General features: G+C 68.0%; 17 protein-coding genes and 5 pseudogenes. 15 read left to right on the top strand and 7 right to left on the bottom strand.

The window, feature by feature from the left end:
* Nucleotides 1–44: 44 nt before the first annotated feature.
* Both otsB and otsA read left to right on the top strand, forming a co-directional pair.
* Entirely contained in the window at nt 45–797 is a 753-nt protein-coding gene (gene otsB / locus WJ35_RS06340; protein WP_010091865.1) for a trehalose-phosphatase, read from the top strand.
* Nucleotides 794–2,189, top strand: a pseudogene (gene otsA, locus WJ35_RS06335) (alpha,alpha-trehalose-phosphate synthase (UDP-forming)). Before otsB ends, otsA begins: the two are co-directional and overlap by 4 nt.
* 86 nt (nt 2,190–2,275) lie before the next feature.
* On the opposite strand, the gene WJ35_RS06330 reads toward otsA, so the two are convergent.
* On the bottom strand, nt 2,276–4,108 hold the full coding sequence (locus WJ35_RS06330) for an ABC transporter ATP-binding protein (RefSeq protein ID WP_059893833.1): 1,833 nt from the start codon (nt 4,106–4,108) through the stop codon (nt 2,276–2,278).
* A gap of 574 nt (nt 4,109–4,682) precedes the next feature.
* Between WJ35_RS06330 and WJ35_RS06325 the strand changes: the two genes are divergently transcribed.
* Together WJ35_RS06325 and WJ35_RS06320 are read left to right on the top strand one after the other, a co-directional pair.
* A complete protein-coding gene (locus tag WJ35_RS06325) occupies nt 4,683–5,747 on the top strand; it encodes a glycosyltransferase family 4 protein (protein ID WP_010091870.1) in 1,065 nt (354 codons plus the stop codon).
* 241 nt (nt 5,748–5,988) lie between these two features.
* Nucleotides 5,989–6,804, top strand: coding sequence for a hypothetical protein (locus tag WJ35_RS06320; RefSeq protein ID WP_029226476.1), 816 nt, complete (start codon nt 5,989–5,991; stop codon nt 6,802–6,804).
* Nucleotides 6,805–6,882: 78 nt separating this feature from the next.
* On the opposite strand, the gene gudD is transcribed toward WJ35_RS06320, so the two are convergent.
* Complete coding sequence (gene gudD, locus WJ35_RS06315) at nt 6,883–8,235, bottom strand: glucarate dehydratase (protein ID WP_060234528.1); 1,353 nt, start codon at nt 8,233–8,235, stop codon at nt 6,883–6,885.
* Between the two features lie 308 nt (nt 8,236–8,543).
* On the opposite strand from gudD, the gene WJ35_RS06310 reads away from it, so the two are divergent.
* On the top strand, nt 8,544–9,305 hold the full coding sequence (locus tag WJ35_RS06310; protein WP_042583502.1) for a FadR/GntR family transcriptional regulator: 762 nt from the start codon (nt 8,544–8,546) through the stop codon (nt 9,303–9,305).
* A gap of 144 nt (nt 9,306–9,449) precedes the next feature.
* Here the strand turns inward: WJ35_RS06310 and WJ35_RS06305 are convergent, their stop codons facing one another.
* The 3 genes from WJ35_RS06305 to pdxY all read right to left on the bottom strand — a co-directional run bounded on the left by WJ35_RS06305 (nt 9,450) and on the right by pdxY (nt 14,311).
* On the bottom strand, nt 9,450–10,598 hold the full coding sequence (locus tag WJ35_RS06305; RefSeq protein WP_069238929.1) for a branched-chain amino acid ABC transporter substrate-binding protein: 1,149 nt from the start codon (nt 10,596–10,598) through the stop codon (nt 9,450–9,452).
* Between the two features lie 386 nt (nt 10,599–10,984).
* Nucleotides 10,985–13,129 carry a phosphocholine-specific phospholipase C gene (locus WJ35_RS06300; protein WP_069238928.1) on the bottom strand — a complete coding sequence of 715 codons (2,145 nt, stop codon included), beginning with the start codon at nt 13,127–13,129 and terminating at the stop codon, nt 10,985–10,987.
* A gap of 321 nt (nt 13,130–13,450) precedes the next feature.
* Nucleotides 13,451–14,311, bottom strand: coding sequence for a pyridoxal kinase PdxY (gene pdxY / locus WJ35_RS06295; RefSeq protein WP_010091876.1), 861 nt, complete (start codon nt 14,309–14,311; stop codon nt 13,451–13,453).
* 175 nt (nt 14,312–14,486) lie between these two features.
* On the opposite strand from pdxY, the gene WJ35_RS06290 reads away from it, so the two are divergent.
* Nucleotides 14,487–15,536: an alpha/beta fold hydrolase gene (locus WJ35_RS06290; protein WP_060234576.1), complete on the top strand. Its 1,050-nt coding sequence runs from the start codon at nt 14,487–14,489 to the stop codon at nt 15,534–15,536.
* Nucleotides 15,537–15,585: 49 nt separating this feature from the next.
* On the opposite strand, the gene WJ35_RS06285 is transcribed toward WJ35_RS06290, so the two are convergent.
* Complete coding sequence (locus WJ35_RS06285; protein ID WP_060234525.1) at nt 15,586–16,584, bottom strand: LLM class flavin-dependent oxidoreductase; 999 nt, start codon at nt 16,582–16,584, stop codon at nt 15,586–15,588.
* Between the two features lie 626 nt (nt 16,585–17,210).
* Between WJ35_RS06285 and hpnI the strand changes: the two are divergent.
* From hpnI to WJ35_RS06245, 9 genes and pseudogenes are all read left to right on the top strand, one after another.
* Nucleotides 17,211–18,391: pseudogene (gene hpnI / locus WJ35_RS06280) on the top strand (bacteriohopanetetrol glucosamine biosynthesis glycosyltransferase HpnI).
* A gap of 117 nt (nt 18,392–18,508) precedes the next feature.
* Nucleotides 18,509–19,930, top strand: a complete 1,422-nt coding sequence (gene hpnJ / locus WJ35_RS06275) for a hopanoid biosynthesis associated radical SAM protein HpnJ (RefSeq protein WP_010091881.1) — start codon at nt 18,509–18,511, stop codon at nt 19,928–19,930.
* 3 nt (nt 19,931–19,933) lie between these two features.
* Nucleotides 19,934–20,825, top strand: a pseudogene (hpnK, locus tag WJ35_RS06270) (hopanoid biosynthesis-associated protein HpnK).
* Nucleotides 20,822–21,866, top strand: a pseudogene (locus WJ35_RS29650) (HpnL family protein). The pseudogenes hpnK and WJ35_RS29650 overlap by 4 nt, the downstream one beginning before the upstream one ends.
* A gap of 88 nt (nt 21,867–21,954) precedes the next feature.
* Nucleotides 21,955–22,512, top strand: a complete 558-nt coding sequence (locus WJ35_RS06265; RefSeq protein WP_060234522.1) for a hypothetical protein — start codon at nt 21,955–21,957, stop codon at nt 22,510–22,512.
* Nucleotides 22,513–22,814: 302 nt separating this feature from the next.
* Complete coding sequence (locus WJ35_RS06260) at nt 22,815–23,504, top strand: ABC transporter permease (RefSeq protein ID WP_060234575.1); 690 nt, start codon at nt 22,815–22,817, stop codon at nt 23,502–23,504.
* Nucleotides 23,501–24,214, top strand: a complete 714-nt coding sequence (locus WJ35_RS06255; RefSeq protein ID WP_042583511.1) for an ABC transporter permease — start codon at nt 23,501–23,503, stop codon at nt 24,212–24,214. Before WJ35_RS06260 ends, WJ35_RS06255 begins: the two co-directional genes overlap by 4 nt.
* A gap of 21 nt (nt 24,215–24,235) precedes the next feature.
* Nucleotides 24,236–25,030: an ABC transporter ATP-binding protein gene (locus WJ35_RS06250; RefSeq protein ID WP_060234521.1), complete on the top strand. Its 795-nt coding sequence runs from the start codon at nt 24,236–24,238 to the stop codon at nt 25,028–25,030.
* Between the two features lie 22 nt (nt 25,031–25,052).
* On the top strand, nt 25,053–26,096 hold the full coding sequence (locus tag WJ35_RS06245; RefSeq protein WP_010091890.1) for a GlxA family transcriptional regulator: 1,044 nt from the start codon (nt 25,053–25,055) through the stop codon (nt 26,094–26,096).
* 537 nt (nt 26,097–26,633) lie between these two features.
* Here the strand turns inward: WJ35_RS06245 and WJ35_RS32715 are convergent.
* Nucleotides 26,634–26,735: pseudogene (locus tag WJ35_RS32715) on the bottom strand (ion transporter); the annotation flags it as partial.
* Nucleotides 26,736–26,876: the final 141 nt, after the last annotated feature.

The following is a 26,876-nucleotide window of genomic DNA, read 5'->3' as shown; positions in this document are numbered from 1 at the left end:
GTGCAGCGGCGGTCTTGCGGGCCGCCGCTCAGACTATCGACTCGATGCAATCCGTCCCGGCTTCCCTGTCCCTGACCGATACCGCGTTCTTTTTCGACTTCGACGGCACGCTCGTCGAACTGGCGCCGACGCCCGACAGCATTCACGTGCCGCCGTCGCTGCTCGCACTGATCGACGCGCTGCGGCGCCGCTCGCACGGCGCGGTCGCGATCCTGTCCGGCCGCGGCATCGACAACATCGACCAGTACCTGAAGATGCCCGACCTGCCGGTCGCCGGCCTGCACGGCGCGGAGCGGCGCGACGCCAACGGCGACACGCAGCGCGTCGGCTTCAACGACGCGCGCCTGTTGCGCATCGAGCGCGAGCTCGCGGACGTCGTCGACCGCTATCCGGGCATGCTGCTCGAAATCAAGGGCGCGGCGGTCGCGCTGCATTACCGCAATGCGCCCGAGCGCGAGGCGATTGCGCGCGAGGCGGCCGAGCGGCTCGTCGCCGACTATGCGGACGCGTACGTGCTGCAGCCGGGCAAGATGGTGTTCGAGATCAAGCCGAAGGGCGTCGACAAGGGGCGCGCGCTCGCGGCCTTCCTCGACGAGCCGCCGTTCGCGGGCCGCACGCCGGTGTTCGCGGGCGACGACCTGACCGACGAGAAGGGGTTCGCGGTCGTCAACGCGCGCGGAGGCCTGTCGATCAAGGTCGGCGCGGGCGAGACGTCGGCGCGCGTGCGGCTCGACTCGGTCGACGCGCTGCACGCGCAGATTCGCCGCTGGCTCGACGTGGAGCCGCAGCACGCATGAGCCGTCTCATCATCGTTTCGAACCGCGTCGCGCCGATTTCCGAAGGCGAGCCGGCGGCGGGCGGGCTTGCCATCGGCGTGTACGACGCGCTGAAGGAAACCGGCGGCATGTGGTTCGGCTGGAGCGGCGAGGTCGTCGCGTCCGGCGCGCCGCAGATCCGCGTCGAGGAGCATGGGCCGGTCACGTTCGCGACGGTCGGCCTGTCGCGGCGCGACTACGACCAGTACTACCGCGGCTTCTCGAACGCGACGCTGTGGCCCGCGTTCCACTACCGCGCGGACCTGATCCAGTACGACCGCCACGAGTTCGAAGGCTACGGCCGCGTGAACGTGTGGCTCGCGCAGCAGCTCGTGCCGCTGCTGCAGGAAGACGACGTAATCTGGGTGCACGACTATCACCTGATCCCGTTCGCCCGCGCGCTGCGCGCGGCCGGTGTGAAGAACCGCATCGGCTTTTTCCTGCACATTCCGTTTCCGGCGGCGCAGGTGCTCGTCAACGTGCCGCCGCATCGCGAGCTCGTCGAGGCGCTGTGCGCGTTCGACCTGCTCGGTTTCCAGACCGAGCCCGACCTGCGCGCGTTCTGCGATTACATCGAGTCCGAAGCGGACGGCGCGGTCGAGCGCCGAGCGCGACGGGCGCGACGTTCGCGCGGTGGCCGTGCGCGCGTTCGGCCAGACGCTGCGCGCGGCCGCGTATCCGATCGGCGTGCATCCGGACGAGATCGCGTCGCTCGCGCAGGCGGGCGAGCACGGCAAGGCGGTGCGCACGCTGGCCACGTCGCTGCGCGGCCGCCAGCTGATCATGAGCGTCGACCGGCTCGATTACTCGAAGGGGCTCGTCGAGCGCTTCCGCGCGTTCGAGAAGCTGCTCGAGCACGAACCGTCGCACCGCAACCGTGTGTCGTTCCTGCAGATCGCGCCGTCGACCCGCGCGGAACTGCGCGCGTACCAGGACATCCGCCTGCAGCTCGAAGCGGAGTCGGGCCGCATCAACGGACGCTTTGCGGAGCTCGACTGGGCGCCGATCCTCTATATCCATCGCCAGTACGACCGCCAGCTGCTCGCCGCGCTGTACCGGCTCGCACGGGTCGGCTACGTGACGCCGCTGCGCGACGGGATGAACCTCGTCGCGAAGGAATACGTGTCCGCGCAGAACCCCGACGATCCGGGCGTGCTGGTGCTGTCGCGTTTCGCGGGCGCCGCGCGCGAGCTGACGGGCGCGCTGATCGTCAATCCGATCGACATCGCGGGGATGGCCGAAGCGCTGTCGCGGGCGCTGTCGATGCCGCTCGCCGAGCGGCGCGCGCGCTATGCGGACATGATCGCGCAACTGCGCGAGAACAACGTGTCGGTGTGGCGCGACAACTTCCTGCGCGACCTGCAGCGCGCCTGAGCCGCCGCCCGGTGCGGCGTCGGGAATGAACAAAGCCGCAGTGCGTGATGCACTGCGGCTTTGTTTTCGGGCGGGTGCGCCGCGCGTCAGGCGACGCGCTCGCCGGCAGCCGGGCCGCCGTCGGGCGCCACGTGTTGGCGGCCGTGCTGTTTCGCGAGCAGGTCGCGGTACAGGCCGGGGCGGTTGCGCAGGACTTCCGGATCGCCGTCGTCGATCACCTTGCCGCTGCTCATCACGATGATCCGGTCGAAATTGCGCAGCGTCGACAGGCGGTGCGCAATCGCGATCACCGTGCGGCCGACCATCAGGCGGTCGAGCGCGCTCTGGATCGCTTCCTCCGACGCGCTGTCGAGCGCGGACGTCGCCTCGTCGAGCAGCAGGATCGGCGCGTTCTTCAGGATCGCGCGCGCGATCGCGATGCGCTGGCGCTGGCCGCCCGACAGCTTGACGCCGCGGTCGCCGACGATCGTGTCGTAGCCTTCCGGCATCGCCTCGATGAACTCCGCGCAGCGCGCGTCGCGCGCTGCGGCGAGCACCTCGTCGCGCGACGCGTCGGGGCGGCCGTACGCGATGTTGTCGTAGATCGACCGGTGCATCAGCGAGATGTCCTGCGGGACGAGTGCAATCGCATGGCGCAGGCTGTCCTGCGTGATCGACTTCACGTCCTGGCCGTCGACCTTCACGACGCCGTCCTGCGTGTCGTAGAAGCGCTGCAGCAGCGCGAGCACGGTCGACTTGCCGGCGCCGGACTTGCCGATCAGGCCGACGCGCTGGCCCGGCTCGATGTGCAGCTCGAAGTGGTCGAGGATCGGGCGGCGGTGCGGATACGCGAACGTCACGCGCTCGAAGTCGACGCGGCCGCCCGATGCGGCGAGCGGCACCGCGTCGGAGCGGTCCGGCATCCCGTGCGGTTCGAGCAGCGTCTTCACGGCTTCGGCGAGACGCGCGACGTGCTGCGTGACGTCGACGAGCGCCACCGCGAGGTCGCGCGTGCCGTGCAGGATCGTGAAGCCGAGCGAGCTGACCAGCACGATGTCGCCCGAGGTCGCGCGGCCCTGGTCCCACAGCCACAGGGCCCAGCCGAGCAGGCCGGCGGACAGCATCGCGGTGATCACCGCGTGCAGCAGCCGCAGCTTTTCAAGATAGAGCAGGCTCTGCTGGCGCGCGTCCATCTCGGCCTTGACCGTCGCGCCGAAGCGCTTCTGCTCGCGCAGCGTCATCCCGAACGCGCGCACGAGGCCCATGTTGCCGATCACGTCGACGAGCTCGCCGTCGACCGCGGCGGCCTTCGCCGCGAACGCGTGATGGCGCGCGGAGCCGCGTCCGGCGAGCTTGAACAGCACGACGGAGAGCACCGCCGAGCAGCCGAGCAGGCCGGCCGCCATCATCGGGTTGACGACGATGATCATCAGGATCGCGCCCATCACCGCGATGCACGGCGGCAGCACGTTCCACGCCATCGTGTTCTCGGACGTATAGACGGCGTTCGACGTCGCGGTGATGCGGCTCGCGAGCGTGCCGGGCTGCTTTTCCGCGTAGTACGTCGGCGAGTGGCCGATCAGGTACTGGAACAGGTCGCGCCGCAGGTCGCCCGTGACTGCGACGAACGTGTGCGCGGCGAACCAGCCGCCGACGCGCCACAGCAGGTTGTCGGCGGCGATCAGGCCGACGAGCAGCGCGAACGCGCTCCACAGCGGGCCCGGGTGGTGGCGGCCGGTCGCGAGGACGTCGATCAGGTGCTTGATCGCGTATTGCGAGCCGAGCGCGCAGCCGACGGCGGCCAGCACGCTGAAGAGCACGACGAAGTGCGCGACGGGATGCAGGCGGATGTAGCGGAACAGGAACGCGAGCGGCCGGTGCGCGTAGCTCGACAGCTTCGCGTTGTAGGCGTTGCGCTGGGCAGGGGTGAGAGCTTCCAAAATATGCGTGCGGTGAATCGGTGGTTGAACGTTGCGGCCGGACCGGATGCCGACCTTCGGCCAGGCGCAACGTAATCCGGCATTGTAAACAAGGCCGTGCCTCGCGCTGAGCGAATCTTGCCGACGGCAGGAGGCGCTGAGTTAATTTTGGGATAAAATTCGACATCCCGCGCCTTGCGATGGGTGCCGCGTTCGCGGTCCCGGTCGTGCGGACGGCGGCGAGGAATGCCAAAAGGGCCTTCCACTCTAGAACGGACGCCAACGTCCGCGGGTTGCAAAGTGTTGCCGCTTTGTAACAAAGTAAAGTGTTTGAAATGTTGTGCGCCGTATCGGGATTAACCCTAGATAATCGGCTCCGGGTTCGCGCCTTGGTATTTTTACGAACCCCTGTCAACGGGTCTTCGTTTCAAACGTTCTATGCCTGTCGCGTCGCCGACGCTCCTTGAGCAGCGCGGGTTCGACGCCGCCAGCAGGCCGAATCGTCCGAATGTCGGATGAAGTGCGTCCAGCCAGGATCGCCGGCAGGCTGCTGACCCAAATGCTTGGTTTATTGCCGATTTTTTAGGAGTTACGCATGCGAATCGCCCAAATCGCTCCGTTGCACGAAGCGGTTCCCCCGAAGCTGTACGGCGGTACCGAACGGGTGGTGTCCTACCTGACCGAAGCGCTCGTCGAGATGGGGCATGACGTCACGCTCTTCGCGAGCGGCGATTCGCAAACGTCGGCGAAGCTCGAAGCCTGCTGGCCGCAGGCGCTGCGCCTCGACCCGACGATCCGCGACGTGATGGCCCCGCACATGCTGCTGCTCGAGCAGGTGCGCCGCCGCGCGGAAGAGTTCGATGTCCTGCACTGCCACATCGACTACTACCCGTTCTCGCTGTTCTCGCGCCAGCCGGTCCCGCATCTGACGACGATGCACGGCCGCCTCGACCTGCCGGAGCTGCAGCCGATCTTCAACGCGTTCAGCGACGTGCCGGTCGTGTCGATCTCCGACAACCAGCGCATCCCGCTGCCGCAGGCGAACTGGCTGTCGACCGTCTACCACGGCCTGCCGGAAAACCTGCTGACGCCGATCCCGAACGTGAAGCCGAGCTACCTCGCGTTCCTCGGCCGCATCTCGCCGGAGAAGCGCGTCGACACGGCGATCCGCATCGCCGAGCAGGCCGGCCTGCCGATCAAGATCGCCGCGAAGCTCGACAAGGCCGACCGCGCGTACTACGAAGAGAAGATCAAGCCGCTGTTCGCGCTGCCGCACGTCGAGTACATCGGTGAAATCAGCGAAGCCGAGAAGACCGAGTTCCTGGGCAACGCGCACGCGCTGCTGTTCCCGATCGACTGGCCGGAGCCGTTCGGCCTGGTGATGATCGAGGCGATGGCCTGCGGCACGCCGGTGATCGCGTTCAAGCGCGGCTCGGTGCCGGAAGTGATCGAGAACGGCGTGTCGGGCTTCGTCGTCGAGGACGAGTTGTCGGCCGTCGCGGCGCTCAAGCGCCTGGACACGCTGCCGCGCGAGAAGGTCCGCGCCGCGTTCGAAGCGCGCTTCTCGTCGAAGGTGATGGCGCAGAACTACGTGAAGGGCTACGAGGAGCTGCTGCGCCAGAAGCGCCGCACCGTGCTGCGCGAAGTCAACGCAGGCTGAATCCGGCCGGCCGCCTCGCGGCGGCCGGCTTCACGGCGACGCCCCGTCCGGGTTTTCCGGCGGGGCGTCGTCGCATTCGCGGCGCCGATGGCCAATGTGTTGTATTCTCGCCGCGCCCGGCGGCCGCGACGGGCCGGAACGCGTCCGTGCACGCCTGCCGTTCGTCTGTCCAGCCGGTAATGTCCCTATAATGGCCGTGCCGTAAAATCCGGCCCCGCAGATCATCGAGAGGAGAGCAGTCTTGGCGAGAACGAAACCCACGCGCGCAGCCCCGGCCCCCGGCGCCGGCGTGATCTTCGCGTTGCGCGCGATCGGTCTCGTGCTGCTTGCCCGGTGGCTGTTCTCGATGTCGCAGATGGGCTATCGCGAGTCGTTGTCGGCGATGGCGTCGTCGCCGTGGGCATTCGTCTACCTGGTGCTGATCTTCCTGCTGCTCGCGTTGCCGGGCGCGGTCGCGCGCGCCGAGCGCCCGTTCCATCCGCTGCCGCAATGGCTGCGCCAGGCGCTCCGCTTCTTCGCGCTGATCGGTTTCCTGTTCGCCGTCTGGTCGATCGGCGTCTACGTGTGGGCGGCCGGCTGGCGCCGGGCGATGCATGCGGTGACCGCGACCAACGGCTGGCTCGTCGCCGCGCCGGCGCTGTACGCGGCCGTCGTCTGGATCTGCCGGCCGCGGCCGCTGTGGCGCACCAACGTCGCCGCGCGGCGGTTCGCGGTCGGCCGCTACGCGATCTCCCTCGATACGCTGACGCGCACCGTGATCGTCTGGATGGAAAGCCGCAAGGTCGGGCAGTACGACGCGCGCGAGCTGTCGGTGCGCTGGCCCGGCCGCGCCGGCTCGGCGGGCCGCCAGGTTCAGGGCGGCCCGCCGCAGGACTGCCCGCCGCCCGTCGCGCTGCCCCGCGGCAGCTGGTTCAAGCGGCCGAAGGTCGAGCTGCTGTGGGATTCGCCGGCGGCCGTCGGTCATAACCGGCAGATCGTGATGCGCGCGCCGCTCGCGACCGAGGGCGACCGCGTCGCGGTGCTCGCGCTCGACGCGGCGCTCAAGCAGATCGTCTGATACGTCCGGCGCGGGCAGCCATGCCAGCCCGCGTTTGATCCGTCGCCGCGTCTGACCGGCCGGAGGCCCGCCCGCCGCTCAGCGCGCGAGGCAGGGGCGCTTGTTGTCGAACGTCCACCCCGGAATCAGGTACTGCATCGCCGCCGCATCGTCGCGCGCGCCGAGGCCGTGCTGCTTGTAAAGCTCGTGCGCGGCCGCGACCGCGTTCATGTCGAGTTCGACGCCGAGCCCCGGCCGCTGCGGCACGTCCACCAGCCCGTTCTCGATCTTCAGCGGCTCGCGCGTGAGCCGCTCGCCGTCCTGCCAGATCCAGTGCGTGTCGATCGCCGTGACCTTGCCGGGCGCGGCGGCCGCGACGTGCGTGAACATCGCGAGCGACACGTCGAAGTGGTTGTTCGAGTGCGAGCCCCACGTCAGGCCCCAGTCGCGGCACATCTGCGCGACGCGCACCGAGCCCTGCATCGTCCAGAAATGCGGATCGGCGAGCGGAATGTCGACCGCGTGCAGCTGTATCGCGTGGCCCATCTGCCGCCAGTCGGTCGCGATCATGTTGGTCGCCGTCGGCAGCCCCGTCGCGCGGCGGAATTCCGCCATCACTTCGCGGCCCGAGTAGCCGTTCTCCGCGCCGCACGGGTCTTCCGCATACGCCAGCACGTGATGGAGGTCGCGGCACAGCCGCACGGCCTCGTCGAGCGACCACGCGCCGTTCGGGTCGAGCGTCACGCGCGCGCCGGGGAAGCGCTCGGCCAGCGCGGTCACGGCCTCGATCTCGCGCGCGCCTTCGAACACGCCGCCCTTCAGCTTGAAGTCGTTGAAGCCGTAGCGCGCATGCGCGGCCTCGGCGAGCCGCACGACGGCCTCCGGCGTCAGCGCGGGCTCGTTGCGCACGCGCGTCCAGTCGTCGGTCGCGCCGCTGCTGTCGCGGTAGGGCAGCGCGGTCCGCGTGCGGTCGCCGACGTAGAACAGGTAGCCGAGCATGTCGACTTGCTCGCGCTGCTGGCCTTCGCCGAGCAGCGCGGCGACGGGCACGCCGAGGTGCTGGCCGAGCAGGTCGAGCAGCGCGGCTTCGAGCGCGGTGACCGCGTGGATCGTCGTGCGCAGGTCGAAGGTCTGCAGCCCGCGGCCGCCCGCGTCGCGGTCCGCGAAGCGGCGGCGCACGTCATTGAGCACCGCGTGGTAGTTGCCGACCGGCTGGCCGACGACGAGCGCGCGCGCGTCGTCGAGCGTACGCCGGATGCTTTCGCCGCCCGGCACTTCGCCGACGCCGGTGCGCCCCGCGCTGTCCGTCAGGATCACGAGGTTGCGGGTAAAGAACGGGCCGTGCGCGCCGCTCAGGTTGAGCAGCATGCTGTCGTGGCCGGCAACCGGGATCGCTTGCAGGTCGACGATGCGCGGCGTGTCGTGTCGGGGCGTGGAAGTGGCGGCGTTCATGGGCGGCGATGGCAAATGGGTAGGGGGCGCCGCACCCACGCAAAAGCTTTGCCGGGCGCGGCAGGAGGTGCGATCATTCGACAACCGACGTGCGCGGAACGGCAACGACCGCGGCATTGGCATTGGAGCGATGAATCCACGATAGCGCCGCGAATCGTCCGATGCCAGCGTGGGTCGACAGGAGACAGATCGAGCAATCATCAGTCGTCGGATGACTTGTGACGCAGTATAATGAATCGACGGCTTTCGCTCAAACCCCGCGTAAACCCTCGGCTTACCGATACGATATTCAAAAAGGAACCGGCCTCATGTCCGTGCCTACGCTCCCCGCAGCGCCGCGTCGTCGCGCGCGCAGCCTCGCACAAGATGTCGTCGACGCGCTGACCGCGCAGATCGAAAACGGCACGCTGCGTCCCGGCGACAAGCTGCCGACCGAAACCGAAGTGATGGCGACGCAGGGCGTGAGCCGCACGGTCGTGCGCGAGGCGATCTCGCGGATGCAGGCGAGCGGCCTGGTCGAGACGCGTCACGGCATCGGCAGCTTCGTGCTCGAGCCGTCGCGCCGCCAGGCGCTCGGCATCGATCCCGCGACGATCACGACGCTGCGCGACGTGCTCGCGGTGCTCGAACTGCGCATCAGCCTCGAGAGCGAGTGCGCAAGCCTCGCCGCGCAGCGCGCGAACGACGCGGACCTCGCGGCGCTGCGGCGCGCGCTCGACGCGATCGCGTCGGGCTCGGGGGGCGGCCGCGACACCGCGCAGCTCGACTACCAGTTCCACCTGCAGATCGCGCAATCGACCGGCAACCGGTATTTCGTCGACATCATGACGCAGCTCGGCGCGTCGATCATCCCGCGCACGCGGGTGAATTCCGCGCGTTTCGCGGGCGACGACCTGGAGCGCTACGTGGCGCGGCTGAACCACGAGCACGAGGACATCTACGAGGCGATCGCGCGCCACGACCCGGAAGCGGCGCGCGCCGCGATGCGCACGCACCTGACCAACAGCCGGGAGCGGCTGCGCCGCGCGCACGAGGCGGCCGAAGCGGGGCGGGACGCGCACGCCGAGTAGGCCGCCGGTCCGCCGGCGCGCGCCGTCAGGGCTCGGCGCGGCGGCGGTTCTGCCAAATATCGGTCATCGTATGATTGCATCGCGCATCACACCGGATGACGACGCCCGCGCCGCCGACGCAAGGCCGGCGCGGGCGTTCCGCAATCAACCGCCCTTCGTCACGATCGTCTTCCAGGCGCCGCTCTTCACCTGGTAAAGCGTCGACATGCCGCTCTTCAGCGAGCCGTCGTTCGCGAACGAGATGCGGCCGGTGATCCCCTCGAAGTCGACCTTCTTGAGCGCCGGCCGATAGACCTTCGGATCGGTCGAGCCGGCCGCCTGCATCGCCTTGATCGCGGCCCAGGTCGCGTCGTAGCCGAACTGCGCGTACGACAGCACGTCCACCCCGAAGCGCTTCCTGAAGCGCTGCTCGAAATCCTTCCCTTGCGGCAGCTCGTCGAGCGGCCGGCCGTACTCCCACGCCATCGCGCCTTCCGCGGCGGGACCGGCGATCTTGATGAACTCGTTGTCCTTCACGCCGCCGCCGCCGACGAACTGCGCGTTCAGCCCGAGCTGGCGCATCTGCTTGATGAAGTTCGCGGCGAGCGAGTCGAGGCCGCCGAAAAAGATCAGGTCGGGGTTCTTGCCCTTCAGGCTGGTGATCTGCGCGCGGAAGTCGACCGCCTGGTTGTTCGTGAATTCGCGCGCGACGATCGCGCCGCCGGCCGCCTTTACCGCTTTTTCGAATTCGTCCGCTTCGCCCTGGCCGAACGCGGTGCGGTCGTCGACGATCGCGATGCGCTTCGCCTTCGTCACGTCGACCGCGTACCGGCCCGCGTTGCCGGCGTTCTGGCCGTCGGTCGCGATCACCATGAACATGTTGGCGAGCCCGCGCGACGTGAGCGTCGGGTTGGTCGCGGCCGGGTCGATGACGGGGATGCCGGCCTTGTCGTAGACGACCGACGCCGGAATCGTCGTGCCCGAGTTGAAGTGGCCGACGACGACCGATACGTTCTGGTCGACGAGGCTTTGCGCGGCCTGCACGCCGATCCGCGGGTCGGCCTGGTCGTCCTGCACGACGAGATCGAAGCGCGCCGGCTTGCCGGCGATCTGGATCTTCTGCGCGGCGGCGTCGTCGAGCGCGAGCTGGACGCCGTTCTGCAGATCCTTGCCGTAGCCGGCGTTGACGCCGGTGAGCGGCGCGGCGAAGCCGACCTTCACGTCGGTTGCGTCGGCGGCGCGGGCGGCCTGTTGCGAGAGGAGTGCCAATGCGGATACGACCGATACCGACAGCAGGGAATGACGAAATTTCATGTTCGTTCCTCTTGTTCTACACCAGCGGGTGGATTCCGCACGCATCCGGCAGCCGGATGCGCGCGACGGGCGGGCGGTTCAACCGCTTCTCTGATCGGGCGGGTAGGTCCGGCGTGCTGCCATTCCAGGGAAGACGCTCCCGGCAGGCTCGGCGAGGAGCCCCGATCGCTTCGATTTATAGGTCGCCGATATGTGCGGGTCTTGGCAATTTGCCGCGCATTCGATGCGGATTTGCGCATAGCTTCCGCGCGTGCGGCAGCGGCCGGTATCGGGAGTTTCCCGTCACGAGCGGACGGACGAATGGAGGCAGGGCGGAAGGCGGGTAGAGCAGGAGGATGCGGCAGGCGACGCAGCCCCGCGGCGGGGCTGCGTCGCGCTGGCCGTCGTCAGTCGGCCAGCGCGTCCGACGCGGCTTCTACGACGTCCTGCGTCGCGCTCGTGCGGATCGCCGGGTCGCTCGTGCTCGGGCGGCCCGTCTCGACGTGGCCGGCGAAGCGGCGCACGAAGCCGAGCGGCTTGCCGTCGCTGACCGTCAGGTCGTACCAGCCGTGGCTGCCGCGCAGGTCCCAGTAGTCGTCGACGCGCGCGCCGGGCGCCAGGTCGAACACGCGCGGATGCGCGTGGCCGTAGGCGCTCGTCACCTTGAGGCGCACCGCCCGGTGGCCGCGGTTCAGCAGGCGCAGCGTGATGTTGCCGTTCGCGACGTCGTAGCCGTAGACCACCTCGGGGTTCGCGCTCGTGCCGCCGACGCCGCTCGCGAACGAGCCGCGGAAGTGGCAGTAGAAGCCGTTCGGGCCGTACACGTCGAGGTCGTACAGGCCGAGCGACGGCGCGGGGCTCCACGTGTCGGAGAGGCGCTTGCCGGCTTCCACCGTGTAGGTCCACGGGCCGTCGACGCGATTGCGCGCCTGGACCTGGAACGCCGCGCCTGCGCGGCCGGTGTTCGCGAAGGTCAGGCGGAACTGGCCGCTCGCGTTGTCGATCCGGCCGTACGCAAACAGCTCGTAGGGCAGCGCGCGCGCCGGCCGCAGGCCGGCTTCCTGCTTCGGCAGCTTCTGCGCGAGCGGCGGGATCGGGATGTAGTCGGGATGGCGGTTGCGGTCGGGCGGCGCGTAGCCGCTCGTGTCCGGCAGTTGCGGCCAGCTCGCGTCGATCGACGCGAAGTCGAACGCGGACGTCAGGTCGCCGCACACCGTGCGCCGCCACGGCGACACGTTGCCGGCCGTCACCGCGTACTGCGCGCCGAAGCGCGCCTCGATGAATTGCAGCAGCGACGTGTGATCGAACGTCTGCGAGCAGACCCAGCCGCCTTTCGTCCACGGCGACACGACGAGCATCGGCACGCGCGGACCGAGGCCGTACGGGCCGGCCATGTGCGACGCGTCGCCGGGGAACGCCTCGTTGGTGGTCGCGACCGTCGACAGCCCGTTCTCGCGCGACTGCGGCGCGAACGGCGGCGGCACGTGGTCGAAGAAGCCGTCGTTCTCGTCGTAGGTGATGAAGAGCGCGGTCTTGCTCCACACGTCCGGGTTCGACACGAGCGTCTTCAGCACCTGCTCGATGTACCACGCGCCGTAGTTCGCGGGCCAGTTCGGGTGCTCCGAATACGCTTCCGGCGCGCAGATCCACGACACCTGCGGCAGCGTGCCGTTCTTCACGTCCTGCTGCAGCACGTCGAACAGCGTGCCGCCCGCGCTGATGTTGGTGCCGGTGCGCGCCTTCTCGTACAGCGGCGAGCCGGGCTGCGCGGTGCGGTACTGGTTGAAGTAGAGCAGCGCGTTGTCGCCGTAGTTGCCGATGTACGGGTTCTGCGTCCAGCCCCACGAGCCGTTCGCGTCGAGGCCCGTGCCGACGTCCTGGTAGATCTTCCACGACACGCCGGCCTGCTCGAGCACTTCCGGATAGGTGGTCCAGCCGTAGCCCTTCTCCTCGTTGCCGAGCACCGGGCCGCCGCCGACGCCGTCGTTGCCGACGTAGCCGGTCCACATGTAGTAGCGGTTCGGGTCGGTCGAGCTCGGGATCGCGCAGTGGTACGCGTCGCAGATCGTGAACGCGTCGGCGAGCTGGTAGTGGAACGGGATGTCGTCGCGCTTCAGGTACGCCATCGTCGTCGTGCCCTTGTTCGGCACCCACTGGTCGTAGCGGCCCTTGTTCCACGCGGCGTGCATGTCCTGCCAGCCGTGCGGCAGGTCCTGCAGGAACTGCATGCCGAGCTTGTCGGCGCGCGGATGGAACGGCAGCAGCTCCGCGAGGCCGACCGGCTGGTGGAACACCGACTTGCCGTTCGCGAGGCGCAGCGGGCGCGGATCGCCGAAGCCGCGCACGCCGCGCAGCGTGCCGAAGTAATGGTCGAACGAGCGGTTCTCCTGCATCAGGATCACGATGTGCTCGATGTCGCGGATCGTGCCGGTGCGGCGGTTCGCGGGAATCGCGAGCGCGTCGCGGATCACGGGCGGGAAGAGATTCAGCGCGGTGGCGCCGGCGGTGCCGGCGGCGACGCGCAGGAAGTCACGACGGGTCGATCGGGTCATGGTCGGTATCGTGCGGAAAAGGTGGGCGCCGGATGGCGGGGAGTGATGCAGGCGTGCTGCCCCGGCGCGCGAATGCAGGAGCGTGCCGGGCCGTGCCGCCGCGAGCATAGCGGCGAAACGGTGTCATTCATGTGAAGCGGTGGAAACGTTTGCGCGCGCGGGCCGGGCAGCGCGGCGGGATGGCGTGCTGACGCGCGCGGCGTCGCGGCCGGTGTATCGGGACGAACCGCGGGACGAACTGCGGGACGAACCGCGGGACGAACCGCGGCGCGGACCGGCGGCGGGCGATGCGCGTCGGGCGTCGTCACGCGGCGCGCGCCGTCAGACGTCCGTGACCCACGCGCCGAACCACTCGCTCGGGCTCGCGATCTCGTCCTGCGCGGCGATCAGCTCCAGCTCGTAGCGGCGCGCGTCATAGGTGGCCTTGACGACCGCGTGCACGGCCGCGAGCGTATGTTCGAACGCCGCGCGCACCGAATCGCCGCGCAGCCGCCGCGCGACGAAGACCGCGCTCGTCAGGTCGCCGACGCCGACCGGATGGCGCGGAAACGCATACAGCGGGCGCTGGCCGATCCAGGCCTCGGTGGCGGTGACGGCCAGCATGTTGAAGCGGTCGGCCGGGCTGTTGCGGTCGTGCAGGTGCTTGACGAGCACGATCTGCGGGCCGCGGCGGATCAGCGCGCGGCACGCGTCGACGGCTTCGGCGACGGTCTCGATGCGCCGGCCCGCCAGCTTCTGCAGCTCGGTGTGGTTCGGCGCCATGCCGTCCGCGAGCGCGGGCACCTCGTGGACGATGAACTCCTCGACGCCCGGCTCCGGGCGAATGCCGCCCGTCTGGCCCATCGCCGGATCGCAGAAGTACCATGCGTTCGGATTCGTCGCCTTCACCGCGCGCACGATCTCGACCGTCGCGCGGGCCTGCGCGGGCGAGCCGAGGAACCCGGAGAGCACCGCGTCGCAGCGCTTGAGCGCGCCGATCGCGGCGATGCCGTCGACGAGCTGCTCCATCTTCGCGGCGTCGATCGCGCTGCCCGCCCAGTGGCCGTACTGCATGTGATTCGACAACTGGACGGTGTTGAGCGGCCAGACGTTGACGCCGAGGCGCTGCATCGGAAACACGGCCGCGCTGTTGCCGGCGTGGCCGTAGATCACGTGAGACTGAATGCTGAGGACGTTTTTCATGGGAATTCGCCTGCACGCGGGCCCGGTTCACGTCACACGATACCCGAGTTCCTCGTATGCGAGAAAGCCGCCCGGCAACGGAGTGTTGCGCGCCGTCGTCAACGCGACCCGCGTAGAATCGCGGGGCGCGGCGCCGTCCGGCGATCCGCGTGCGTCTCCACTCATCGTGTTCGCCATGGTTTCGATTTGCAAGATGTTGTCCGCCGCCCGCACCGCCATGCTCGGCGCCGGCCTCGCCGCCGCGTGCGCGGCGTCCGCCGCGGCACCCGCCGGCAACGACGGGCCCGCGTACGGCGCGCGGCTCGAAGGCTTCACGTATCCGGAGCCGCTGCACCGCTATTCGTTCGTGTCGCAGCGCGAGACCGTCGAGATGGTGTACATGGACGTGCAGCCTGCGCATCCGAATGGGCGCACCGTCGTGCTGCTGCACGGGAAGAACTTCTGCGCGGCAACCTGGGAGGACACGATCACGGTGCTGAGCCATGCGGGCTATCGCGTGATCGCGCCGGACCAGATCGGCTTCTGCAAGTCGTCGAAGCCCGAGCGCTACCAGTACAGCTTCCAGCAGCTCGCGCGCAACACGCATGCGCTGCTCGAATCGATCGGCGTGAAGTCGGCGACGCTCGTCGGCCACTCGACGGGCGGCATGCTCGCGATGCGCTACGCGCTGATGTATCCGAAGGCGACCGAGCAGCTCGTGCTCGTCAACCCGATCGGGCTGGAAGACTGGAAGGCGCTCGGCGTGCCGCCGCTGTCGGTCGACTACTGGTACGCGCGCGAGCTGAAGACGAGCGCCGACGGCATCCGCCGCTACGAGCAGACGACGTACTACGCGGGCAAGTGGTCGCCGTCCTACGAGCGCTGGGTGCAGATGCTCGCGGGGATGTACCGCGGGCCGGGCCGCGACGCGGTCGCATGGAATTCCGCGCTGCTCTACGACATGATCCTCACGCAGCCGGTGGTCTACGAGCTGGGCGCGATCCGCGTGCCGACCTTGCTGATGATCGGCGACAAGGACACCACCGCGATCGGCAAGGACGTCGCGCCGCCCGACGTCCACGCGAAGCTCGGGCGCTATCCCGAACTCGCGAAGCGCACGCAGGCGGCGATTCCCGGCGCGCAGCTCGTCGAATTCGCGGCGCTCGGCCACGCGCCGCAGATCCAGGATCCGGACGCGTTCCACAAGGCGCTGCTCGACGGGCTCGCGCAGACGCATCCGCAGTGACGGGGACGCCCCGCGGCGCGACGGCAGACGTGCCGCCTGACGTGCTGCGCTAGCGCGCCTCGCTCGCGAGCTCGTCGCGAATCTGCGCGGCGAGCTCGAACGAGCGCAGCCGCGCCGCGTGATCGTGGATCTGCGCGGTGATGATCAGCTCGTCCGCACCGGTCTGCGCGATCCGCTCGCGCAGCCTGTCGCGCACGGTGTCGCGCGAGCCGACCGCGGCGAACGACAGCGAATGCGCGACGCTCGCCAGCTCCAGCTCGGTTGCCTCGAGCACGTCGACGGGCGGCGGCAGCTTGCCCGGCGTGCCGCGCCGCAGGTTCAGGAACTGCTGCTGCAGCGACGTGAACAGGCGTCGCGCCTCGTCGTCGGTTTGCGCCGCGAACACGTTCACCCCGACCATCGCATGCGGTTTCGGCCACGCGGCCGACGGCCGGTATTGCGCGCGATAGAGCTCGAGCGCTCGCATCAGGTAGTCCGGCGCGAAGTGTGACGCGAACGCGAACGGCAGGCCGAGCATCGCGGCGAGCTGCGCGCTGAACAGGCTCGAGCCGAGCAGCCAGACCGGCACGTCGAGCCCCGCGCCGGGCACCGCACGCACGCGCTGGCCCGCCGCCGGCTCGGCGAAGTAGCGCAGCAGCTCGGCCACGTCGTCGGGGAACGCATCGGCGCTGCCGAGCAGGTCGCGGCGCAGCGCGCGCGACGTGGTCTGGTCGGTGCCGGGCGCGCGGCCGAGGCCGAGATCGATCCGGCCCGGGTACAGCGACGCGAGCGTGCCGAACTGCTCGGCGATCACGAGCGGCGAATGGTTCGGCAGCATGATGCCGCCCGAGCCGACGCGGATCGTCCGCGTGCCGCCGGCGACGTGGCCGATCACGATGGCGGTTGCCGCGCTCGCGATGCCGGGCATGTTGTGGTGCTCGGCGAGCCAGTAGCGGTGGTAGCCCCAGCGCTCGGCGTGCTGCGCGAGGTCGAGGGTATTGCGGAACGCCTGCGCGGCGTCGGCGCCGGCCGGAATGGGGGCGAGATCGAGTACGGAAAACGGAATCATCGGGTGGGGCCTTCGAACGTGAGGGCGCGCGGTGATGCGCGGACGCAACAGATGCGGAAGATTTTGCCAAAGGGTTCCGGATCGCGCTGGCGACGCGCCGATACCCCTGCGGGCGTCAGGGGCGCCCAGGTCATACGCATCGAATGTTTCCGTAATCAACGTAATGATCGGGAAATTACGAAATTTTACGGAGATTGGGTGCAAATTTGTGCGCAGACACAAAAAACCACGAAAGGCCAAGATTTGGAGACTGCAATACGCCTGCAAACCGCTTACGCTAGGGTTTACGAGGTTGCATCGGAAGAATGTCCGCTGTCCGGATTTGACGGTTTTGCATCAGTCCGTTTCATGGCGTGTTCGAGCGCGGGGTATCGCCGGCTGTTAAAATCCGCCGATTGTCCATCCCGCGCTCACGGTTGCCGTTCGCATTTTCTGCGTTTCGCCCGCGCGTTGCGCAGGAGCGCCTCTCAAGCGGGGCAGCGCTGCCTTCGAGCATCGCGTGCCCCTGATACAGACGCTGCCGGAACAAGGAGTCGGGTCGTGCCCGCGTTCGTCCCAATCGAATCATCCATCATTGCTCGCCCGTTCGATCACCGCTGCGGCATGGCCGCCGCAGGGCGGCGCGCATGACGTCGTCGGCCGTATCGCTCATCGAGTGGCTGCTGGTCGCGTTCACGCTGGCCGCGGCCGGGTATGCGCTCGTCGCGGCGTTCGCGCCGCGTCCGCGCACGCCGCGCACGGCGGCCGTGCGCGACGGCTTCGGGCCCGTCAGCGTGCTGAAGCCGCTGTGCGGCGCGGAGCCGCACCTGTACGAGAATCTCGCGACGTTCTGCGAGCAGCGCCATCCGCGCTACGAGGTGCTGTTCGGCGTCGCGTCGGCGGCGGACCCGGCGGTGGCGGTCGTCGAGCGGCTGCGCGCGAACTACCCGGAGTGCGACATCACGCTTGTGATCGACGCGCGCGTGTACGGCAAGAACCTGAAGGTCAGCAACCTGATCAATCTTGCCGAGCGCGCGAAGTACGGGCGGATCGTGATCGCCGACAGCGACATCGCGGTGAAGCCGGATTATCTCGAGCGCGTGACGGCGCCGCTCGCCGATGCGTCGGTCGGCGTCGTCACTTGCCTGTATCATGCGCGCAGCGTCGGCGGGTTCTGGACCCGCATCGGCGCGCAGTTCGTCGACGCGTGGTTCGCGCCGTCGGTGCGGATCACGCACCTCGGCCGCTCGAGCCGCTTCGGCTTCGGCGCGACGCTCGCGCTGACGCGCGACACGCTGGACCAGATCGGCGGCTTCAAGGCGCTGAAGGACGAACTGGCCGACGATTTCTGGCTCGCCGAGCTGCCGCGCCGCCTCGGGAGGCGCACGGTGCTGTCGGAGGTCGAAGTCGCGACCGACGTGATCGAGGCGGCGTTCTGGCCGCTCTGGCACCGCGAAACGCGCTGGCTGCGCACGATCCGGTCGCTGAACCCGGCCGGTTTCGCGTTCCTGTTCATTACGTTCACCGCGCCGTGGCTCGCGATCGGCGCGGGGCTTGCGCTGCGTCTCGACGGCACGTTCGCCGGCACGCTGGCGGGCGCGCGGCGACGGCGGCAGGCGTGTTCGGGCGGCTCGTGCTGCACGCGCGCGGCGAGGACGGCTGGCGCGCGTTCTGGCGCGATTTGCCGCTGATCGCGGTGCGCGACACGCTGCTCGCGCTCGAGTGGCTCGTCGCGGCGTTCGGCACGCAGGTCGTGTGGCGCGGCGCCAGGATGACGGTCGTCGGCGGCGAGCGCGCGACGGCCGTGGAGGGCGGCGACGGCCGCTGAACGGCACGGCGCAGGCTGACCAACCATGACGAGAGGCGGGCGCCCGGATGGGCGGCCCGCGGTTTTTTTACTAGATTCTTGAAACGAACTCGAACTATGCAGGCTACCGGAGCATTGATGAAAACCCTGTTCTTGCAGGCCCCTTCGTACGACGGCTTCGACGGTGGTGCCGGCTCGCGCTACCAGGCGAAGCGTGAAATCCGTTCCTTCTGGTATCCGACGTGGCTCGCGCAGCCGGCCGCGCTCGTGCCGGGCAGCCGTGTCGTCGATGCGCCGGCCGACGGCCTGTCGGTCGAGGAAACGCTGAAGATCGCGAACGACTACGACCTCGTGATCATCCACACGAGCACGCCGTCGTTCCCGACCGACGCGATGTTCGCGCAGGACCTCAAGAAGATGAAGCCGTCGATGCTGGTCGGCATGGTGGGCGCGAAGGTGATGGTCGATCCGCACAACTCGCTCACGGCGACCGAGGCAATCGACTTCGTATGCCGCGAGGAATTCGACTTCACCTGCAAGGAAATCGCCGAAGGCAAGCCGTTCCCCGAGATCAAGGGCCTGAGCTGGCGCGCGAAGGACGGCTCGATCGAGCACAACGAAGCACGTCCGATCCTCGAGAACATGGACGAACTGCCGTTCGTCGCACCCGTCTACAAGCGCGACCTGAAGATCGACAACTACTTCATCGGCTACCTGAACTACCCGTACGTGTCGATCTACACGGGCCGCGGCTGCAAGTCGCGCTGCACGTTCTGCCTGTGGCCGCAGACGGTCAGCGGCCATCGCTACCGCACGCGCTCGGTCGAGAACGTGCTCGCGGAAGCGAAGTGGATCCGCGACAACATGCCGGAAGTGAAGGAACTGATGTTCGACGACGACACCTTCACCGACGACCTGCCGCGCGCCGAAGCCATCGCCATCGGTTTGGGCAAGCTCGGCATGACGTGGTCGTGCAACGCGAAGGCGAACGTGCCGTACAAGTCGCTCAAGGTCATGAAGGAAAACGGCCTGCGCCTGCTGCTGGTCGGCTTCGAATCCGGCGACGACCAGATCCTCGTGAACATCAAGAAGGGCGTGCGCACCGATTTCGCGCGCCGCTTCAGCGCGGACTGCAAGAAGCTCGGCATCAAGATCCACGGCACCTTCATTCTCGGCCTGCCGGGCGAGACCCAGGAAACCATCAAGAAGACGATCGAGTACGCGAAGGAAATCAATCCGCACACGATCCAGGTTTCGCTCGCCGCGCCCTATCCGGGCACGACGCTCTACAAGCAGGCCGTCGAAAACGGCTGGATGGAAGAGAACAAGACCATCAACCTGGTGAGCAAGGAAGGCGTGCAGCTCGCGGCGATCGGCTATCCGCACCTGTCGCGCGACGAGATCTATCATCACCTCGAGCAGTTCTATCGCGAGTTCTACTTCCGTCCGTCGAAGATCTGGGAGATCGTCCGCGAGATGCTGACGAGCTGGGACATGATGAAGCGCCGTCTGCGCGAGGGCGTCGAATTCTTCCGTTTCCTGCGCGCGCACGAGGCCTGATTCGTGACGACGCAGCGGGCGGCGCGGGCGCTCATCTTCACCGCGGACGACTTCGGGCTGCATCCGCGCGTCAACGCGGCGGTCGAGCGCGCGCATCGCGACGGCGTGCTGAACGCCGCGAGCCTGATGGTCGCCGCGCCGGCTGCGCACGATGCGATCGAGCGCGCGCGGCGGCTGCCGTCGCTCGCGGTCGGCCTGCATCTCGTCCTCGCGGACGGCCCGGCCACGCTGCCCGCCCGTGAGATCCCCGCGCTCGTCGGCCCCGACGGGCGGTTCGGCGACGCGATGGCGAAGGACGGCTGCCGCTTCTTCTTCCTGCCGCACGTTCGTGCGCAGCTGCGCCGCGAGATCCGCGCGCAGTTCGACGCGTTCGCGGCGAGCGGCCTGCCGCTCGACCACGTGAACGCGCACAAGCATTTCCATCTGCATCCGACCGTGCTGTCGATGATCGTCGAGATCGGCCGCGACTACGGGCTGCGCGCGGTCCGGCTGCCGTACGAGACGACCGCGCCCGCGTGGCTCAAGCCGTGGATCGGGCTCGTGCGCGCGCGGCTCGACCGCGCGGGGCTTGCGCACAACGACTACGTGGTCGGCATCGAGCACACGGGCGGCATGGACGAGGCGGTGCTGCTCGATGCGCTCGCGAGCCTGCCGCCGGGCGTCGGCGAGATCTATTGCCATCCGGCCGAGGCGGGCGACGGCCCGATCACGCCGACGATGGCCGGCTACCGTCCCGTCGACGAGCTGGACGCGCTGCTGTCGCCGCGCGTCGCCGCCGCGCTGAAGGCGGCGGGCGTCGCGACGGGCGGTTTCGCCGACGTGTTCGGCCAGACCTCGCCGCCGCCCGCCGCGCGCGCCGCGCGCGGCGCGCCAACCGGGAGCGCAGCCGTCGTGAGCAAGTGGATCAAATGGCTCGGCTGGCCGATCGGCATCGCGATCCTGCTCGCGCTGGTGCTGCATGACGGCGTCGGCGACGTCACGCAGATGATCGGGCGCGCCGGGTTCGCGCTGCTGTGGCTCGTGCCGTTCCACGCGCTGCCGCTGCTGCTCGACGCGTATGCGTGGCACCTGCTGCTCGACAAGCGCAGCTCGCTGCCGTTCCTGTGGTGGGTCGCGACCGTCCGCGAGGCCGTGAACCGGCTGCTGCCGGTGGTCGGCATCGGCGGCGAGATCGTCGGCATTCGCCTCGTGCGCTGGCGGACCCCGGACGCGAGCCGCGTGACCGCGTCGGTGATCGTCGAGGTGCTCGTGACGATCGTCGTCCAGTATGCGTTCGCCGCGCTCGGCCTCGTGCTGCTGCTCGCGACGACGCGCGACGTCGATGCCGGGACGATCGGCCTCGCGCTGCTGCTGTCGCTGCCGCTGCCGGTGCTCGGCGTCGTGCTGATGCGGCGCGGCGGGATCTTCCATGCGATCGAGCGCTTCGCGGGCCGCCTGCTCGGCGATTCGCACCGGCTGCTGCAGGGCGTCGACGGCCGGCGCCTCGACGCGGGACATCGACGCGCTGATGTCGCGCACGGGCCTGCTGTTCAGCGCATTCTTCTGGCAATTGGCCGGCTATGCGGTCGGCGCGCTCGAGATCTACTGGGCGCTCGAACTGCTCGGCCATCCGGTGTCGATCGGCGGCGCGCTCGCGATCGAGGCGATGACCCAGGCCGCGCGCCACGCCGCGTTCATGGTGCCGGGCGGGCTCGGCGTGCAGGAGGCGACCGTCGTGCTGCTCGCGCAGATGTTCGGCGTCGACCGCGATACGGCGCTGTCGCTCGCGCTCGTGAAACGCGCCCGCGAGGTCGTGTTCGGCTGCCTCGCGCTCGGCTCCTGGCAGCTCGCCGAGCTCGTGCGCACGCGCGGCCGGATCGCCGCGATCCCGGCCGCCGCGCGCGTCGCGCAGCCGCTGCGCGGCGAGCGCGAGCGTCAGACCGAATCGACCCATTGAACGGGTGACGGGCCGCGCGCCCGTCTCGCGCTTTTGGCGGCGCGCGGGTATGCTTGCCGCGTGTTTTCTACGACGCGCATTTCCATCGATGACTTTCCGTTTCCGGCTGTTCCCCGTCGCCATGCTGGCTGCCGCGCTGGCGCTGTCCGCGTGCGACGACAAGCAAGGCGAGCTCAACGTGCAACGCATCCGGGACTTCTTCAAGGCGATCAAGCCGGCTCAATTGCTGCTGAAGGGCCTGAAGCCGGGCGAATCGACCGAGGCCGACATCCGCGGCACGATGGGTCCGCCGGAGACCGAGCGCGTGTTCACCGACGGCTCGAAGCGCTTCGAGTATCCGCGCGGCCCGATGGGCAACCAGACCTGGTTCGTCGAGATCGACGCGAACGGGCGCTACCTGGGTGCGACGCAGGTGCTGACCGCGGCCAATTTCGCGAAGGTGGAGCCCGGGATGAGCGAGGACGAGGTGCGGCGCCTGCTCGGCAAGCCGGGCGAGATCGCGCAGTATCCGCTCAAGCCCGAAACGGTGTGGAGCTGGCGCTGGCTCGAGGACGGCGTCAACCAGGACGCGTTCTTCAACGTGCATTTCGGCCCGGACGGGCGCGTGTACACGACGTCGCGCTCCGACATCCTGAAAGGGCGCTGACCGCGGCGCGCCGTCCGCGACCGTTTCGTCACCAATCGTCCGCCCCCGTCGCGATATCGAAAAAGCGACCGGAATATTGCAAAAAGTCCGCTTCCCGGCCTGTCATCCGGCTGTCCGGAAGCGGACTTTTTCGTTTCGAAACAGGCAACTAGCACGCAATTGCGAATCGTGAAGCGGATTGTTGCGACGCAGCAACCGGGCGGGCAGTAATTTGAGACAACTATTTTCGCTTGCGACTATGCGCGTCAGCCCGGCGCGGACAGTTAATGGTGCCGGCTTTCATTCACGTTCTGGAGACGCGCGTGTTTCTTTACGGCTTTGGTCCCGTCCTGTGGGCGGGCACCGTGCAGACGATCGAGCTGTCGGTGCTGTCGCTCGCCACCGCGGTGGTGCTCGGGCTGATCGGCGCGGTGGCGAAGCTGTCGCACAACCGGGTGCTGCGTTCGCTCGCGACCGGTTATACGACGCTGATCCGCTCGGTGCCCGATCTCGTCCTGATGCTGCTGCTGTTCTACAGCATCCAGATCTGGCTGAACCAGCTGACCGACCTGGCCGGCTGGGAGCAGATCGACATCGATCCGTTCGTCGCGGGCGTGCTGACGCTCGGCTTCATCTACGGCGCGTATTTCACGGAGACGTTCCGCGGCGCCTTCCTGTCGGTGCCGCGCGGCCAGCTCGAGGCGGGCGCGGCCTACGGGATGAGCGGGATGCGGGTGTTCGCGCGGATCATGTTTCCTCAGATGATGCGCTTCGCGCTGCCGGGCATCGGCAACAACTGGCAGGTGCTCGTGAAGGCGACCGCGCTGGTGTCGATCATCGGGCTCGCCGACGTCGTGAAGGCGGCGCAGGACGCGGGCAAGAGCACGTTCAACATGTTCTTCTTCATCCTCGTCGCGGCGCTGATCTATCTCGCGATCACGACCGTTTCCAACCTCGTGCTGATGCAGCTCGAGAAGCGTTATTCCATGGGCGTGCGCCACGCAGAACTATGATCGAGATTCTCCAGGAATTTGGCCAGGCGTTCCTTTACTGGGACGGCCAGCGCCTGTCGGGCCTCGCGGTGACGCTGTGGCTGCTCGTCGCGTCGATTTCGCTCGGCTTCGTCTGCGCGGTGCCGCTGGCGGTCGCGCGGGTGTCGAAGAAGAAATGGGTGTCGATGCCGGTGCGCTTCTACACCTACGTGTTCCGCGGCACGCCGCTCTACGTGCAGCTGCTGCTGATGTACACGGGCATGTACAGCCTGGAGTTCGTGCGCTCGCACTCGCTGCTCGACGCGTTCTTCAGGAGCGGCTTCAACTGCGCGATTCTCGCGTTCGCGCTGAACACCTGCGCGTACACGACCGAGATCTTCGCGGGCGCGATTCGCGCGATTCCGCATGGCGAGGTCGAGGCGGCGCGCGCGTACGGGATGACGCCGTTCACGATGTACCGCCGCGTGATCCTGCCGTCGGCGCTGCGCCGTGCGCTGCCGCTGTACAGCAACGAGGTGATCCTGATGCTGCATGCGACGACGGTTGCGTTCACGGCGACGGTGCCGGACATCCTGAAGGTCGCGCGCGACGCGAATTCCGCGACCTACATGGCGTTCCAGTCGTTCGGCATCGCCGCGCTGATCTATCTTGCGGTATCGTTCGCACTCGTCGCGGCGTTTCGCCGTGCGGAGCGCCACTGGCTCGCGTATCTCGCGGCCGGCCGTCATTGATTTCACTTCGAGGAGAGCCAGTTGGCCGAGATCACTCAAACGGGCGCTGCCTGCAAGCTTGCGGCGCTCGACATCCACAAGCGCTACGGTGACAACGAGGTGCTCAAGGGCGTCTCGCTGAACGCGAAGGCCGGCGACGTCATCAGCATCATCGGCGCGAGCGGCTCGGGCAAGAGCACGTTCCTGCGCTGCATCAATTTCCTCGAACGGCCGAATGCGGGGCAGATCGTCGTCGACGGCGAGACCGTGCGCACGAAGACCGACAAGGCCGGTGCGCTCGAGGTCGCCGACCACAAGCAGCTGCAGCGGATCCGCACGAAGCTCGCGATGGTGTTCCAGCACTTCAATCTGTGGGCGCACATGAACGTGCTCGAGAACGTGATGGAAGCGCCGGTGCACGTGCTCGGCATCCCGAAGAAGGAAGCCGAGGAGCGCGCGCGCGAGTATCTGGAGAAGGTGGGCCTGGCGCCGCGGGTCGAGAAGCAGTATCCGTCGCACCTGTCGGGCGGCCAGCAGCAGCGCGTCGCGATCGCGCGGGCGCTGGCGATGCATCCGGACGTGATGCTGTTCGACGAACCGACGTCGGCGCTCGATCCGGAGCTCGTCGGCGAAGTGCTGAAGGTGATGCAGAAGCTGGCCGAGGAAGGCCGGACGATGATCGTCGTCACGCATGAGATGGGGTTTGCGCGCAACGTGTCGAACCACGTGATGTTCCTGCACCAGGGGCGGACCGAGGAAGAGGGGAATCCGTCGGAGGTGCTCGTGCGTCCGCAGAGCGAGCGGCTCAAGCAGTTCCTGTCCGGAAGCCTGAAGTAACGTTACGCGGCAGGTCGCAAACGTGGTATCGGTGCTCCGTCCCGCAGGCGCCACCCGCACGACGCAGGTGGCGATCGTCGCATTGCCGCCCGTGTCGATGTCGGGCGTGGGTCCGATCGTCGACGCGCTGAATCTCGCGAACGAGATCGACGGGCGGTTGCTGTACCGCTGGCAGGTGTGTTCGTGGGACGGGCGGCCGGTGCCGCTCTCCGGCGGCGCGCAGTGGCATGCCGATGCGGCGTTCAACGACGCGATCACGTGCGACTGGCTGATCGTCGTCAGCGAGCGGTTCCAGCAGTTCGCCGACTACCGGCTGTTTCTCGCGAGTCTCGCGCGGGTCGGGCAGCGCACGCCGCTCGTGACGGGCATCCATCATGGCGTGTGGTGGCTCGCGATGGCGGGGCAGTTGTCCGGCTACCGGGTGAGCGTGAACTGGGAGACGTATCAGCAGTTTGCGGAGCAGTTCGAGCGGTCGATCGTCACGCAGCAGATCTTCGAGATCGACCGGGACCGCGCGACGTGCGCGGGCGGGCAGGCGACCGTCGATTTCATGCTCGCGATGATCGGCCGCGAGCACGGGCCGGAGCTGGCGGAAAGGATTGCCGATGCGCTTGGCGCGGGCACTTTGCGCAGTGGCGAGGAGCGGCAGCGGATTCCCTTTGTGACCGCGCCGGGCGAGCGGCATCCTCGGTTGAACGATGCATTGCTGCTGATGGAAGCCAACATCGAAGATCCGTTGACGACGGATGAAATCGCCGGGCTGGTCGGCGTGTCGCGCCGACAATTGGAGCGGCTCTTTCGGCAGTATCTTGGCGCGATGCCTTCGAAGTATTACCTCAATTTGCGGTTGCTCAAGGCTCGCACGCAGTTGCAGCGGACCAGCAAGTCGGTCGTTCAGGTCAGCCTCGCCTGTGGGTTTTCTTCTGCCGCGCATTTTTCCAATGCGTACCGCGAGCGGTTTGGTGTGACGCCTCGGGAGGATCGGCGCGCGTGGCTCGAGAAGCAGACCGGCGGCGGCGCCGAACCGCGGGCTGGGGCGCTCGTCGAGCGCGTGAACAAGGACTGAGTTTGTTGGGTGGACGGTCAGTGTTTTTCGTGAAGCACCTGTAATGTTTTCGGTCTGTTAGCGTCGCCCCTGCGCGGGGCGGCGGTTACTTTTCTTTGTCTTGCCAAAGAAAAGTAACCAAAAGAAAGGCGCTCGAAATGCCCCGGGTTCCGTGCGATCGTCGTCGGAGTGGATCGCACAAAAGTGTCCGAGCCAGTCACGACACCGGAGTGGTTCGAGCAATGGATCTGACGCGCCGCACCACGGAGCAGAGCGGTATACCGCCCGCCAGCTCCGTCCTCGCTACGCTCGGCCGACAGGTCCACACCTGCTGAACAGATGATTGGTTGATTGGCGTGGACTATCGCGGGCGATGCATGTGTAGCGCGAACCATGAAGTGCCTTGCAGCCGAGCGTAGCGAGGATGGAACTGATGAGCGGTATACCACTCTGCTTGGCGGTGCGACGTGTCAGATCCATTGCTCGAACCACTCCGGCGTCGTGACTGGCTCGGACACTTTTGCGCGATCCACGCTGATGACCACGGCACGGGAAGTCTTGCGTTATCCGAGCGCCTTTCTTTTGGTTACTTTTCTTTGGCAAGACAAAGAAAAGTGACCCCCGCCCCGGGGAGGGGCGACGCCAACAGACCGAAAGCATTACAGGCAATTCACGAAAAGCCCAGGCAGACCACCCCAAAAACGCGCCAGCACCCCCAACCCGATAGAACCCGTCGCAATTCTGCAAGACGCTTGCACGACCCTTACCTAAACTTGAACCTATTGTTCAAGACCTCTACCG

Source organism: Burkholderia ubonensis (assembly GCF_001718695.1).
Taxonomy (GTDB): domain Bacteria; phylum Pseudomonadota; class Gammaproteobacteria; order Burkholderiales; family Burkholderiaceae; genus Burkholderia; species Burkholderia ubonensis_B.
The sequence above is the reverse complement of the archived record's forward strand: the minus strand, read 5'-3'. Positions and strand labels throughout refer to the sequence as shown.